The organism is Nocardia sp. JCM 34519.1, assembly GCF_020361265.1.
Classification (GTDB): Bacteria; Actinomycetota; Actinomycetes; order Mycobacteriales; family Mycobacteriaceae; genus Nocardia; species Nocardia arthritidis_A.
In genome coordinates, this window is the sequence record NZ_JAIRBR010000017.1 from 42,114 (window position 1) to 55,135 (window position 13,022).

Here is a 13,022-nt window from a genome sequence, read left to right on the forward strand (position 1 = left end):
GTAAGCAGTATGGTCCCCACCCCCGACAAACCCGTGAACCGCATGACACAACGCGGTCCCGGGGCGGGATCGATATCGCCGCCGCGACCGGCCGGGGCGGGTGGGGTAACGCACGGGGTACAACCGAACTGAGCACACCTGCGCACGGTCGAGCGCGTCGACCGGCTAGGGTGAGCGCAAACCGCGTGCACCGGGCAGACAGGCATTACGGAGGGCCTTCGAGATGGGGTTGTTCACGAAGCGCAAGCGGCGCCCGAGCCGCAGGGCCGAGGCGAAAGCCCTCAAGCACAAGGCCGGGCTGGAGGCCAAACTCACCGCGAAGAACGATCGCAAGGCCAAGCGCGCCGAGGCGCGCACCCACCGCAAGGTCGCCAAGCAGCAGATCGCCACCCTGCAGGCGGAGGAGAAGGCCGCGCTGAAGGCGGCGGCCAAGGCCGAGCGGGATCCGTTCAGCGCGAGCCAGGTGAAGAAGTATCTCGGCGTGGCGCGGGTGCTGGTCCCGGTGCTCGCGCCGCTGGCCTACCGGGCGGCGACGTTCATTCGCGGCCGGATCGATACCCGGCGGGCGCATCAGCTCGGCATCGGCATCGACCAGCTCGGCGATTTCAGCGGGCACGGTGCCAAGTTGCAGGCGCGCATCGCGAATACCGAAGCGGCCCTTGGCAAAATCGGCGAGCAGGGCACGGACAAGGGCGACGCGCAGAAGTTCGTCACCGCCGCCAGGGAACGGCTGAACAGCCTGACCGCCGCGGTGCAGACCGCCGAGCAGATGCCGACACCGCGGCGGCGCGCCGTGCACGCCTCGATCTCGAACGAGCTGTCGGGTCTAGAGGCGGATGTGCTCGCGCGCCTCGGCGTGCGCTGATCCGATGCGTCCCGGCCCGCCCACCGGCCAGGTGCGCGGCTGTCTGGTCGGCGCCGCGGTCGGTGCGCTGGCCGTCGCCGCGCACGGCACCGCCGGTGGCGGACTGCCGAATTCGGCCGAACTGACGCTGCTGCTGCTCATCGCGGCGGCGGCCGGCGGGGTGGCGGGCCTGCGCCCGGCGAGCCGGGGTTCGGTGTTCGGACTGCTGGCGCTCGGTCAGTTCGGCGGGCATGTGGCGCTGTCCGGAATGCTCGGCCATGAGTCGCATTCGTCGCCGCTGTCGACCGGGCCGATGCTGTTCGCACATATCGTCGCGACATTCTGTTGCGCCGCACTGATTCTGGTCGTCGATCGGCTCTATGCCGTTGTTTCCCAGGCCATTCGGGTCGCGCTCGGGGTGCCTCGCCGATCGCGTGTCGCCGATCGCCGCCGCTGGGCGGACCCCGGTGTGCCGCATTACCGCTTTCATCCGAACGGCGCGATCGGTCCGCGTGCGCCACCCGTGTCCGTCTGAGCGCGGTTATCGCCGCCGCGCTCGAACGCGCCAATTCACTTCGGACAGAAAGCCATTCCATGAACCTCTCGCTTTCGCGCGCCCTGTGCGCGCCCGTCGCCGCCGCGGGCCTGGTGCTGCTCGGCGCCGGGACCGCCGCCGCGCACGTCACGGTCGACGCGCCGGGCGCCAAACAGGGCGGCTACGCGGTGGCCACCTTCAAGGTGCCCGACGAATCCGACACCGCGAGCACCACATCGCTCAACGTCGCCATCCCCAATATGAAAAGCGCACGGCCGGAACCGATTCCGGGTTGGTCGGTGAAGGTCGACAAGAACGACAAGTCGGAGATCACCGGTATCACCTGGACCGCCGACGCGGGCTCCACCGGTATTGCGCCCGGCCAGTTCCAGCGCTTCGTCGTCTCGCTCGGCCCGCTGCCCAAGCAGGACAAACTCAGCTTCCCGGCCAAACAGACCTACAGCGACGGCAAGGTGGTCGCCTGGGATCAGCCCATGGGCCCCAACGGATCCGAGCCCGAACATCCGGTGCCGTCGCTGACGCTGACCTCGACCCCGGTGTTGAGCGATGATTCGCTGTCGGCCACCAAGGTCACGACATCCGCCGACCATGATTCCACCGACACCACCGCCCGCTGGCTCGGCGGCATCGGCCTGGCGCTCGGCCTGCTCGGCTTCGCGCTCGGGCTCGGCTCGGTGATCCGGAACAGGCGATCATGACCACGGTGAAACGACTGCTGACGCTCGCCGTCGCGGGCCTGTTCCTGCTCGGCTTCGGCATCGGCGCGGCCGGGCTCGCCGCGGCGCATTCGACGCCGACCGGCAGCGTGCCCGCGGACGGGTCGACCGTCGACACCGGCCCGGCGCGGGCCAGCGTCAGCTTCAACGAGGCGTTGCAGACCAGCTTTCCGTCGCTGACCGTCGTCGGCCCGGACGGCAACCTGTGGTCCAAAGGCAGCCCGACCGTCGATGGAAACACCATCAGCATCGAGGTCGGCGAGCTGGGCCCGGCCGGTCAGTACACCATCGCCTACCGAGTGACCTCCGCCGACGGCCATCCGGTGAAGGGCACCAGGACCTTCACCCTGAGCAAACCGGGCAACGGCACGCCGGGGCCGAAAGCCGACGCGAAGACCGCCTCCGATGACGACGGCTCGAGCGGAATCCCGCTGTGGGTCTTCATCGTCGGCGCGGTGGTGCTGTTCGGCGGCGGCCTGGCGTTCGCGCTGCTGGCCGGGCGGAGCCGGAAGCCGAAGCAGGGCTAGGTGACAGAGGTTCCGCAGCGCCGGTGGCTCGCGCCGGCGGGATCAGCGCTGCTGCTGGTGCTTCCGTCGGGCCTGTTCGGGGTCGGGTTGGCCTGGTTGCTGACCCGCCCGGCGGGGCTGCCCGCCGAATCCGTGATCCGGGTGATCGCCGACGGCGCGGGCGCGACGGTGCTCGGCCTTGCCGCGCTACCGCGGCTGCACGATCGGCTGCGACCCGCATGGCGACCGCTGGCCCTACTCGCCGGGCTCTGGTGCGGCGCCGAATTCGGGGTGCTGGTCTGCTCGGCGGCCGAGGTGGTCGGGGTCCCGGTGCGGCGGCTCGGCGCCACCGAATTCGGCACCTACCTGCTGCATCTGAGCGGCGGGCAGATCGGGATCGCCATCCTGGTCGGTACCGGTGCGGCGGCCGGATATTCGGCGCTGGCGTTCCGGCGGCCCGACAGCGCGTCGACCGATCTGGTGCTGGTGTTCGCGGCGGTCGCGTTGGCGCTGCGGCCGATCACCGGGCATATGTCGCAGCAGCCGTTCGGTTCGGTGCTCGGCGCGGTGCACGCGCTGGCCGCCGCGGCCTGGTTCGGCCTGCTGATGGCGTTGGCGCTGGTGGTGCGCACCCGCGGCGAATGGGCGGTGACGCTGCCCAGATATTCGGCGGTGGCGCTGCCGCTGGTGCTCACCGTCGCGCTCACCGGAATCATCAACGGGCTCATAAAGATTCACGGCATCGCGCCCCTGGTGAGCACCGGCTACGGGCGCATCCTGCTCGCGAAAACCCTTGTGCTGCTCGGTCTGCTGGCCCTCGGCTGGTGGTGGCGGCGCACCTGGGTGCCGAGGGCGACCGATCACCGGATGGCCGCCGAGGACTCGCTGCGCCGGGCCGTCGTCGAGGTGACGATGATGGCGGTGGCGTTCGGGCTGGCCGCGACCTTGGCCGTCACGGCATGAGGGCTGCGCCAGCTACCTAGCGGTGACCGGCAGCACAGGCATAGCCTGGAAGTATGAATACTCCCACCATAGGGCAGCGGATCGCATACGATCTGGGCCGCGAGCTCCCGGCGGAGCTGCACGAGTGGGTCATCCACGACCTCGTCGGGCACGGGGCGATGGAGCGCTATCTCGTCCGGTTCCTCGTGCCCATCATCCCATTACTCGCGCTGGTCCTGCTGCTGCCGGGCCCACTGCCGCTGAAGGTCGGTATGTTCGTGATGATGCTCGTCCCGCTGATCGTCTTCACCGTCGCACTCGGCTACGTGTGGCGGCGCTGGCGCATGGTCCAGCACGGACTCGATCCGAACTGGATCGACCACAACAAGATTCGCGAACGCGAGCGGGTCCGGTACCAGGCGCAGTACGGCCATCGATAGCAACCGGCCAGCAGATCGCAACCAGCGACGCCGCGGATCAGCGGCGACCGTGCAGGCAGATCGGGACCAGCACGGAGCGAGCCTTACGAGCGACCGTTCGCGGCCCGTCTCGCGTCTCAGCGGTCGAAGCGCATGCGCCGAAGGTGCGAGTCTCGACCGCTGAGACGCGAGACTCCCAGGGGCCGCGAACACGCAGCGCCGAAGGCGCTGCAAAATAGCACAGTGACCGAAAACGCGAACGTTGTCGCCACCGCCGACCTGGCCGATGAGATCGGCCCCGACATCCGCAGCTGCGATACGCAGTTCATTCAGTTCGGCGGCCGCGAGACCTTCTCCGGACGCATCGTCACCATCCGCTGTTTCCAGGACAACCTCCTGGTCAAGCAGACGCTGAGTGAGCCGGGCGCGGGCAAGGTGCTCGTCGTCGACGGCGGTGCCAGCGTGCACACCGCCCTGGTCGGCGACATCATCGCCGGACGCGGGGTGTCCAACGGCTGGGCAGGCGTCATCGTCAACGGCGCGGTCCGCGATTCGGCGATCCTGCGCACGCTCGATATCGGCATCAAGGCGCTCGGCACCAACCCGCGCAAGAGCACCCAGACCGGGACCGGCGACAAGGATGTGCCCGTCGAATTCGGCGGCGTCACCTTCGTACCCGGTGACATGCTCTACAGCGACCACGACGGTGTCGTGGTCCGCGCGGAGGATTAACCCGATACTCTGGCCTTGTGACCGGCGATGGCGACCACGTCGCCGACGTGTAGCTGACGTCCGCGGCGCACCTCCACCTCGTCGTTCACCCGAACCAGGCCGGCGGCGATAACCGTCTTCGCCTCCGAACCGGAATCGATCAGGTTGGCCAGCTTCAGGAACTGACCGAGTCGAATGACGTCGTCATCGATCGGCACATCGACTGGATCTGACATGGCATACATCCTTACCGTGCGCGGGGTCATCGGTAAACCGCGGGCCTACTTCGCCGTGCACACCGAACGCTCGGACAGGCGAACACGCCGCGGTGAAGGGGTGGCAAATCGAACACAGACCGGGGGCAACATTCACACTGGTGCGGTGACTTCCACGCAAGCCCGGCAACACACCGACTCCGAACCACCCGAAAAGGCGACGCCACCGGTCCCGCATCGGGGGCACGGCCGGCTGCGGGAGGTACCCCACATCACGGGGATGGTGCTCGGTGTTTTCGCGGTGCTGTGTTTCCTGTGGAGTCTTTCACCCGGGTTGCGGTTCCTGACACATGTGCCGCGCCGCTATGTCGACCTGTACTACTTCGACGCCCCGGACACCAGCCTGGTGTGGGCATTGGTGGTCGGTCTGCTCGCCGGTGCGACCGCGAGCCGCAAACGGATTGCCTGGTGGCTGCTCGTCGGCTATCAGGGGCTGTTCTGTCTCGGCAATGTGACCGAATTCCTCGGCTCGCACAATCTGAACAATCTGATCGCCGGGATCGTCCAGCTGATCGTGATCGGCGTGCTGATCGCCGCGTGGCCCGAGTTCTACACCAAGGTGCGCCGCGGCGCGGGTTGGAAGGCGCTGGGCACCTTGGCCGCCGGGCTGGCCATCGGGTGGCTGTTCGGCTGGGGTCTGATCGAACTGTTCCCGGGGACGCTGCCGAGCGGCGTGCAGCGGCCGCTGTGGGCGATGTATCGGGTGACGGCGACGGTGCTGGTGGACAACGAGCATTTCGACGGTCACCCCCGCCCGTTCGTCAACTTCCTGCTCGGCCTGTTCGGCGCGATCGCGCTGTTGACCGCGGTGATCGTGCTGTTGCGTTCGCAGCGCGCGGCGAATGCGATGACCGGCGTCGACGAGTCGGCCATCCGGGGTCTGCTGGAGCGGTCCGATGTCGAGGATTCGCTGGGCTATTTCGCGACCCGCCGGGATAAGGCGGTGGTGTTCGCGCCCAGCGGTAAGGCCGCCATCACCTATCGGGTGGAGCTGGGCGTCTCCCTGGCCAGCGGCGATCCGATCGGCATCCGCGAGGCGTGGCCGCAGGCGATCGACGCGTGGCTGCGCCAGGCCGACCAATTCGGTTGGGCCCCGGCGGTAATGGGTGCGAGCGAACTCGGCGCCACCGCGTATCGCCGGGCCGGACTTTCCGCACTGCGCCTCGGCGACGAGGCGATCCTGGACACCCGCGCCTTCTCGCTGGCCGGTCCGGAGATGAAGCAGGTCCGCCAGGCCGCGAACCGGCTGCGCAAACACGGCATCGAGGTGCGCATCCGCAGGCATCGCGACATATCGGCCGAGGAGTTCCCGCAGGTGATCGCGCGGGCCGACGCATGGCGCGACACCGAGACCGAACGCGGTTTCTCGATGGCGCTCGGCCGCCTCGGCGATCCGCTCGACGGTGACTGCCTGCTGGTGGAGGCGGTGAGTCCGCAGGGCCGGGTGCTCGGCATGCTGTCGCTGGTGCCGTGGGGCCGCACCGGCGCGTCGCTGGAGCTGATGCGCCGAGATCCCAAGGGCCCCAATGGCGTCATGGAGCTGATGATCTCCCAGCTGGCGCTGACCTCCGAACAGCAGGGCATCACCAAGGTCTCGCTGAACTTCGCGGTATTCCGTTCGGTATTCGAGGAGGGCGGCCGGATCGGCGCCGGGCCGGTGCTTCGGCTGTGGCGCGGCGTGCTGCTGTTCTTCTCCCGGTGGTGGCAGCTGGAGGCGCTGTACCGCTCCAATGTGAAATACCAACCGCATTGGGTGCCAAGGTTTTTCCTGTTCGAGGAGCGCAGGCAGTTGCCGCGGGTCGCGGTGGCCAGCGCACTCGCCGAGGGCTTCCTGCCGCGTTTCGGCAAGGAGCCCGATACCGCCGTGCACACTGGTCTACACAGCGCGGTACCGCCGACGCTCACCGGCCTACGAGTCGACGGCAGCGCGCCGGATCTGCCGGAAACCGATGGCACCGAACGTCTTTCGCGCCGCCCGGAACAGGTTCGGGTGCGGATGGAGAAGCTGGACCGGCTCGCCGCCACCGGAGTCGAGGCATATCCGGTGGCTTATCCGCCGACGCATACGGTGGCCGAGGCCAGGCGTTCACCGCGCGGCACCACCGTCCGGGTGTGCGGCAGGCTGCTGCGCATCCGCGACTACGGCGGTGTCATCTTCGCGGTGGTGCGCGACTGGTCCGGCGAGATCCAACTGGTCATCGACCGCGACCGGGTCGGCGCCGAGCGTAGCGGCGCGTTCAGCGATCTGTTCGATCTCGGGGATCTGATCGAGGTCAGCGGGCAGATCGGTCAGAGCCGCCGCGGCGAACTCTCGCTGCTCGCCGCCGATTGGCGGATGCTCGGCAAATGCCTGCACCCGCTGCCGGATAAGTGGAAGGGTCTGGCCGACCCGGAGGCGCGGGTGCGCCAGCGCTACGTCGATATGGCGATCAACACCGATATCCGCGAGGTGCTCGCCAAACGCAGCGCGGTGGTGCGCTCGCTGCGGGATTCGCTGCACGGCCTGGGATATCTCGAGGTGGAGACCCCGATCCTGCAGCAGGTGCACGGCGGCGCGAACGCCACCCCGTTCCAGACCCACATCAACGCCTACGACCTGGACCTGTACCTGCGCATCGCGCCGGAGCTGTACCTCAAGCGGCTGTGCGTCGGCGGTATGGAGAAGGTGTTCGAGATCGGCCGCACCTTCCGCAACGAGGGGGTCGACTTCAGCCACAATCCGGAGTTCACCATCCTCGAGGCGTACGAGGCGCACAGCGATTACGAGCGGATGATGCACGTCTGCCGTCAGCTCATCCAGCATGCGGCGCTGGCCGCCAACGGTGCGATGGTCGCCATGCGGCCCAAGCCCGACGGATCGTTCGAGGAGGTGGACATTTCCGGCGACTGGCCGGTGAAGACGGTGCACGGCGCGGTATCCGACGCGCTCGGCACCGAGATCACCCCCGCGACCGATCTGGAGACGCTGCGCAACCTGTGCGAGAAGGCGAAGGTGCCGTACCAGCACGGCTGGGATCCGGGCCAGGTGGTGCTGGAAATGTATGAGCACCTGGTGGAGTCGCGCACCGAGGAACCGACCTTCTACATCGACTTCCCGACCTCGGTATCGCCGCTGACCAGGGCGCACCGCAGCATCCCCGGCGTCACCGAGCGGTGGGACCTGGTGGCGTGGGGCGTCGAACTCGGCACGGCGTACAGCGAACTCACCGATCCGGTCGAACAGCGGCGCAGGCTCACCGAACAGTCGCTGCTGGCGGCCAACGGCGATCCGGAGGCGATGGAACTGGACGAGGACTTCCTGCAGGCGCTCGAGCACGCGATGCCGCCGACGGGCGGTCTCGGCATGGGCGTCGACCGGATCGTCATGCTGATCACCGGCCGCAGCATTCGCGAAACGCTGCCGTTCCCGCTGGTGAAACCGCGCTGACCGAGCCGGATGCCGCGACTACGCTTGGTGTTCCGGCCGCTACTAGATGGGACTGCCCGATGTACCTTGATCTGCTCACCAACGCACACCTGGTGGACACCTCGGTGTGGGCCAATCCGGATGTGCTGGCCGCCGCGGTGGAGTACCAGGCGCGGCGCAGCAGCCGGGGCGGCGGCGGGGTGTTCCGTTTCCTCGGCGGCCTGTGCTGCGTCGTCGTCATCGGGATCATCGCGTTGATCGTCTGGTTGATCGTGCGCAAGAAGCAGCCGCCGACTCCGCCGTCGGGTCAGTACACGCCGCCGCAGTAACCGCCCGGCCACGCACCGGCCACGTCGCTGCGGCAGAGTGGTGCCGTGCAGTTGATTCTTGTGCGGCACGCGCAGCCGCTCCGGACGGTCGTCGCGGATGGCATCGCCGATCCCGAGCTGGCGCCGATCGGGTTGGAGCAGGCCGAGCGGGTGCCCGCGGCGTTGAGCCAGCATCGAATTCGCCGCGTGGTCGCCAGCCCGCAGCGCCGCGCGGCGGCGACCGCGGCGCCGCTCGCGGCCAAACTCGGGCTGGGCGTCGAAATCGTCGACGATCTCGCCGAATACGATCGCGACCTGCCCGCCTACATTCCGATCGAGGATGCCAAGACCGAATTCCGCGCGGTATACGAGCGGATCAAATCCGGGCACCTGCCCGAACAGATCGATGCGCCCGCGTTCATCGGCCGGGTGCTCGGCGCCGTCGCCGAACTCGCGGCGAATACCGAACCCGCCGACACCGTCGTGGTTTTCGCGCACGGCGGCGTGATCAACGTGCTGCTGCAGGACGTGCTCAGCCTGGCCCGCCCGCTGACCTTCCCGATCGACTACTGCTCGATCACCCGAATCCTGTTCTCCCGCACCGGCCGCCGCACCGCCGCGACGATCAACGAGAACGGGCACGTCTGGGATCTGTTGCCGCGCAATATCGCGGCACGCGGGGCCTGAGCACACAGTGGATTGTCAGGGAGGTCGCACCGGCGTCCCAGCGACGGAAACTTCGATGAGACCGGTGGGTCGCCGCACCAGCGGCTCACGGTCTGACAGAAAGGAATTCCGTTGTCGTCGAAGACATCGCCGCGCCGCCGGGCCGCCCGTTTCGCCATCGCGGGTGCGCTGGTCGCCGTTCCGCTCGCCGCCGTCGCGGCCACCGCCTCCGCCGAGGCGCCCGATCAGTCCGTTCCGGTCGTGCAGGCCGCTCAGGACGCGCCGCAGCAGGCCGGGGATATCAACAACTGGTGGCATCACCGTCGGCATCACCATCACCACGACCACCAGTGGCAGCTGCCCGGTCTGCCGCTGCCCGGCACCGGATCCGCGGGCTGACGGGTTTTTCGCGCCGAACATGACGAAGGCCGCTCGCCCGATAGTCCCCGGGCGAGCGGCCTTCGACTGTGTTTGTTGGATCAGGCCTGTCCGGCGATCCAGTTGTGCATCCAGGAGATGGCCGTCTGACCGCCACCCACCGAGTAGCTGCCGTACAGCGTGTGCGCCTGCGACTTGTAGAAGTGCTCCAGATCCTTGGCGCGCTGCTCGTTCGCCGAATCCGACAGCTGCGACTGCAGGGTCGGGATGCCGCCGTGCGCGAACAGGTCACCCATGATCGAGCCGAGCTCGAGCTGATAGCGCCAGATGTTGGCCGGGTTCGCCTCCGAGCTCTGGGCCAGGAAGCCGGCGAAGCGGGTGACGAAATCGTCGTCCGCGGTGGAGCAGTAGAGGTCTTCCGGATCGCAGATGGTGCGAACGCGGTCGCTGACCCAACCGAAACCGCCCGGACGGGCGCCACCGGCGCCTGCACCCGGAGCGAACGGGCCGATCTGGGTGTCGGAGGGCGAGCGGCGCGGGTCGGAGATCAGGCCGACGGCGGCGAGCCGCTCCGGACGGATCGGGCTTACGCCGGTGCCGATTTCGGCCGCGAGATCGCCCGCCGCATCGGCGCCCTGGCTGTAGCCGACCAGCGCGAGCCGGGTGTTGCCGCAGCGGTTGAGCATGTTCTCCGCCATGGCGCGGGCATTGTCGACGGCTTCCTTCTTCGACGCGCCGTAAACGTCACCCTCCCAAGGGAAGGCGGTGGCGGCGTAGGTCACATAGTCGACGTCGACCGAACCGGGCATGTTGTTCGTGACGCCTGCCAGCATGCCGGGCTGCGGCTTCTTGTCGTGACCCGTTTCCCAAGTGCCGGGGACGGCAACCACATACAGACTCGGGCAGCCGGAATCGGCGCTCGCCGATCCGGTGCCGAACACCAAACCAGATGTCAACGCCGCGGATGCACCGAGAGCCGCGACAATCTTCTTCAACCGCATACTGCTCCAGTTCAAACCTCGCCCCTCGCAAGGGACTCGCCCCGACAAGTTGCCACTATGATGCTGAACTCGACGGATGTCGTTCCAGTGCACACCGGGTTAACTCTGCCAACCCAGCGAGATGACGTGCGAACACGCCAAGATCAACAGCACGCCGCTGAACACAATAAGTGTTCGTGCGTGCCGACGCCATCCGAACACACGGTCCTGTCCAATTTCCGTCGCTTGCCCAAACCTTCTAGGCCAGAGCAGTTTTCATGACCAAGAGTCTGCTGGAAGTTAGCTAATATCATCGACTAAGGGGTTGACCGGGCTCTCAGCATACGGATGGCAAAGCCGGACAGGCGATTTCACGATCGGCTCGGTGACCGGATATCGGGATGCCCACCGGGTGAACCATGGATGCCGAAGATTGATCGCCGGGCGCCGATGACTTTCGCGGGACCGTCCCGTCTACACAGGCGATTGCATCCTGCAACCGCTTGTGAAAGGAAATCACCATGCGCAAACTGGTCGCCCTCGAGCACATGACCATCGACGGCTACGTCGATTCTGGCGAGGGTATGGGCTTCGAATGGACGTTCCCCGGAATGTCCGAGGAGGTCTCCGCCTTCGCCGGGAAGGTCATCGGGGATGTGGACACCGCGATGTACGGCCGCAAGACCTACCTCGGCATGTACGGCCACTGGAGTGCGGTGCCCGACAACCCGGACGCGGGCGCGGGCGAACTCGCACACGCCGACTGGGTCAACAATGTCGCCAAGGTCGTCGCCTCCACCACCCTGGAATCGGCCGACTGGCACAACTCCCGCCTGATCTCCACCGACCTCACCGCCGCCGTCCAGGACCTGAAATCCGCCGACGGCGAGACCATCATGATCTTCGCCAGCCCCGTCCTGGTCCACTCGCTCGCCGCCGCGGGCCTGATCGACGAATACCGCGTCTTCGTCCACCCGGTCGTAATAGGCGGCGGCACACCACTTTTCGCCTCGAAGAGCAACTTCGGCCTGACCCTCGCCGAATCCAACGTCTTCGACAACGGGGTCGTCTACCTCCGCTACGCGGTCGCGTAGTCCACAACCGATCGTGCCTGTGGATGAATTGTCCACAGGCGCAATCGGTTCGGCATGTCGGAGGTTTGGGCCACAATCGGGCGGCATGACGAGAAGGACCGTCCGAGCGCTGGCCCGCCGACTGGTGGAGCTGGGCATGGTGACGGAGCAGAAGGCCGCGGAGGTGCTCGCCGGAATCGCCGCGTGGCGGGCGGAGCATCTGGACGAGGAACTGGACGAAGATGATGTGATCGGTTGGATTCCCGAATTCGGCGTCGCCATTTCGATCCACGGTGAGGATGTCGACGATGTCGCGGACTACTACCGAAGCAAACTGGAAGACGATGTGGCCGAATGTACGGGCGGCGCGGTGGTCATCTCCGATGTCCAGCTGCTGCGGGTCGCGGATGACTACGAGTACCTGTATTTCCGGCGCAACGGCGAACCGGTCTGGTGGCATGTCGAGCACCAGTCCGACGACTATGTCGACCAGGGGGCGGTGTCGGAACAGTTCAGCGATCTGGATCCCGGCGGCGCCGATCCGCGGCTGTTCCACCAGATCTGCCGGTCGAAAATAGAATCATGCCAAGACGACATCTACGTCTTGGCCACATCCGAACAGGCCGCCGTGCTGCGCGACGAGTTCGGCCTCGACTTCTACGATGTTGCCCCACCGCCCCGATCGGACCCGAATCCGCCTGCCGCCGAACCGGACTCGCTCGCCTGGTACATGGCGAAGGAGCGCGGGCTCATGACCGAATTCGCCACGACCTTCCTGGACCGCTGGCTGTCGGATATGGTCCCGGCACTGGTCGCATGGCGAATCCGCTTCCTGCCCAAGGACTTTCCCTTCGACTTCGGTGTCGATTCCCTCTACGCGCTGGAAATCCTCATCCGGCGAGTATTCGACGACTGGTCCGCGGTCGCATCGGCGGCCGCCGACCCCTTCGTGACCGGCGCCGTCCGCTACCTGGGCCAGACCTTCATCCGAAATGCGCCATGCCACTGGGCCTTTTGGGATTCCGACGGTTCGATCTACCACCGCATCCCGCTGATCCGCTCCAATACCCCGACGGCATTCCAGGACATCACCGTCCCGTTGCACCGACTCGCCCGCGTCGCCGAATCCCGCGAACCCGGCGCACTCGCCGAGGCGCTACAGGATATGCGCGATGCCACCCTCCGCTACGAAAGCGCTTGCCGGGCACTGGCATAACAGAAAGGCGCCGGTAGACGTTTTGT

General features: G+C 67.2%; 15 protein-coding genes. 13 read left to right on the forward strand and 2 right to left on the reverse strand.

Annotation, left to right across the window (positions count from 1 at the left end; genetic code table 11):
* Positions 1-223 precede the first annotated feature (223 nt).
* The 7 genes from LGY53_RS31895 to rraA all read left to right on the forward strand — a co-directional run bounded on the left by LGY53_RS31895 (position 224) and on the right by rraA (position 4,715).
* A complete protein-coding gene (locus LGY53_RS31895; RefSeq protein ID WP_225730401.1) occupies positions 224-865 on the forward strand; it encodes a DUF6474 family protein in 642 nt (213 codons plus the stop codon).
* A 4-nt stretch (positions 866-869) separates the two neighbouring features.
* Positions 870-1,379, forward strand: coding sequence for a hypothetical protein (locus LGY53_RS31900; RefSeq protein ID WP_225730402.1), 510 nt, complete (start codon positions 870-872; stop codon positions 1,377-1,379).
* A 59-nt stretch (positions 1,380-1,438) separates the two neighbouring features.
* On the forward strand, positions 1,439-2,098 hold the full coding sequence (locus LGY53_RS31905; protein WP_225730403.1) for a YcnI family protein: 660 nt from the start codon (positions 1,439-1,441) through the stop codon (positions 2,096-2,098).
* The gene (locus tag LGY53_RS31910; protein ID WP_225730404.1) at positions 2,095-2,643 is read left to right on the forward strand and encodes a copper resistance CopC family protein; all 549 of its coding nucleotides are present in this window, start codon (positions 2,095-2,097) and stop codon (positions 2,641-2,643) included. The genes LGY53_RS31905 and LGY53_RS31910 overlap by 4 nt, the downstream gene beginning before the upstream one ends.
* Complete coding sequence (locus LGY53_RS31915; RefSeq protein WP_225730405.1) at positions 2,644-3,585, forward strand: CopD family protein; 942 nt, start codon at positions 2,644-2,646, stop codon at positions 3,583-3,585. It abuts the gene before it with no gap.
* A 53-nt stretch (positions 3,586-3,638) separates the two neighbouring features.
* Positions 3,639-4,004, forward strand: a complete 366-nt coding sequence (locus LGY53_RS31920) for a DUF5313 family protein (protein ID WP_225730406.1) — start codon at positions 3,639-3,641, stop codon at positions 4,002-4,004.
* Positions 4,005-4,226: 222 nt separating this feature from the next.
* The gene (gene rraA, locus LGY53_RS31925; RefSeq protein WP_225730407.1) at positions 4,227-4,715 is read left to right on the forward strand and encodes a ribonuclease E activity regulator RraA; all 489 of its coding nucleotides are present in this window, start codon (positions 4,227-4,229) and stop codon (positions 4,713-4,715) included.
* On the opposite strand, the gene LGY53_RS31930 is transcribed toward rraA, so the two are convergent.
* Positions 4,712-4,930: an RNA-binding S4 domain-containing protein gene (locus LGY53_RS31930; protein ID WP_225730408.1), complete on the reverse strand. Its 219-nt coding sequence runs from the start codon at positions 4,928-4,930 to the stop codon at positions 4,712-4,714. The genes rraA and LGY53_RS31930 overlap by 4 nt on opposite strands.
* A gap of 145 nt (positions 4,931-5,075) precedes the next feature.
* On the opposite strand from LGY53_RS31930, the gene lysX reads away from it, so the two are divergent.
* The 4 genes from lysX to LGY53_RS31950 all read left to right on the forward strand — a co-directional run bounded on the left by lysX (position 5,076) and on the right by LGY53_RS31950 (position 9,748).
* Complete coding sequence (lysX, locus tag LGY53_RS31935) at positions 5,076-8,396, forward strand: bifunctional lysylphosphatidylglycerol synthetase/lysine--tRNA ligase LysX (RefSeq protein WP_225730409.1); 3,321 nt, start codon at positions 5,076-5,078, stop codon at positions 8,394-8,396.
* A gap of 59 nt (positions 8,397-8,455) precedes the next feature.
* On the forward strand, positions 8,456-8,704 hold the full coding sequence (locus tag LGY53_RS31940; RefSeq protein ID WP_225730410.1) for a hypothetical protein: 249 nt from the start codon (positions 8,456-8,458) through the stop codon (positions 8,702-8,704).
* Between the two features lie 45 nt (positions 8,705-8,749).
* Positions 8,750-9,370 (forward strand): histidine phosphatase family protein, encoded by a 621-nt coding sequence (locus LGY53_RS31945; RefSeq protein ID WP_225730411.1) that lies wholly within the window; start codon positions 8,750-8,752, stop codon positions 9,368-9,370.
* Positions 9,371-9,481: 111 nt separating this feature from the next.
* A complete protein-coding gene (locus LGY53_RS31950) occupies positions 9,482-9,748 on the forward strand; it encodes a hypothetical protein (protein ID WP_225730412.1) in 267 nt (88 codons plus the stop codon).
* Positions 9,749-9,828: 80 nt separating this feature from the next.
* Here LGY53_RS31950 and LGY53_RS31955 read toward each other — a convergent pair whose 3' ends face one another.
* A complete protein-coding gene (locus LGY53_RS31955; protein ID WP_225730413.1) occupies positions 9,829-10,728 on the reverse strand; it encodes a cutinase family protein in 900 nt (299 codons plus the stop codon).
* 500 nt (positions 10,729-11,228) lie between these two features.
* Here LGY53_RS31955 and LGY53_RS31960 point away from each other — a divergent pair, with 500 nt between their 5' ends.
* Positions 11,229-11,801, forward strand: coding sequence for a dihydrofolate reductase family protein (locus tag LGY53_RS31960; protein ID WP_225730414.1), 573 nt, complete (start codon positions 11,229-11,231; stop codon positions 11,799-11,801).
* 85 nt (positions 11,802-11,886) lie between these two features.
* A complete protein-coding gene (locus LGY53_RS31965; protein ID WP_225730415.1) occupies positions 11,887-12,996 on the forward strand; it encodes a hypothetical protein in 1,110 nt (369 codons plus the stop codon).
* Positions 12,997-13,022: the final 26 nt, after the last annotated feature.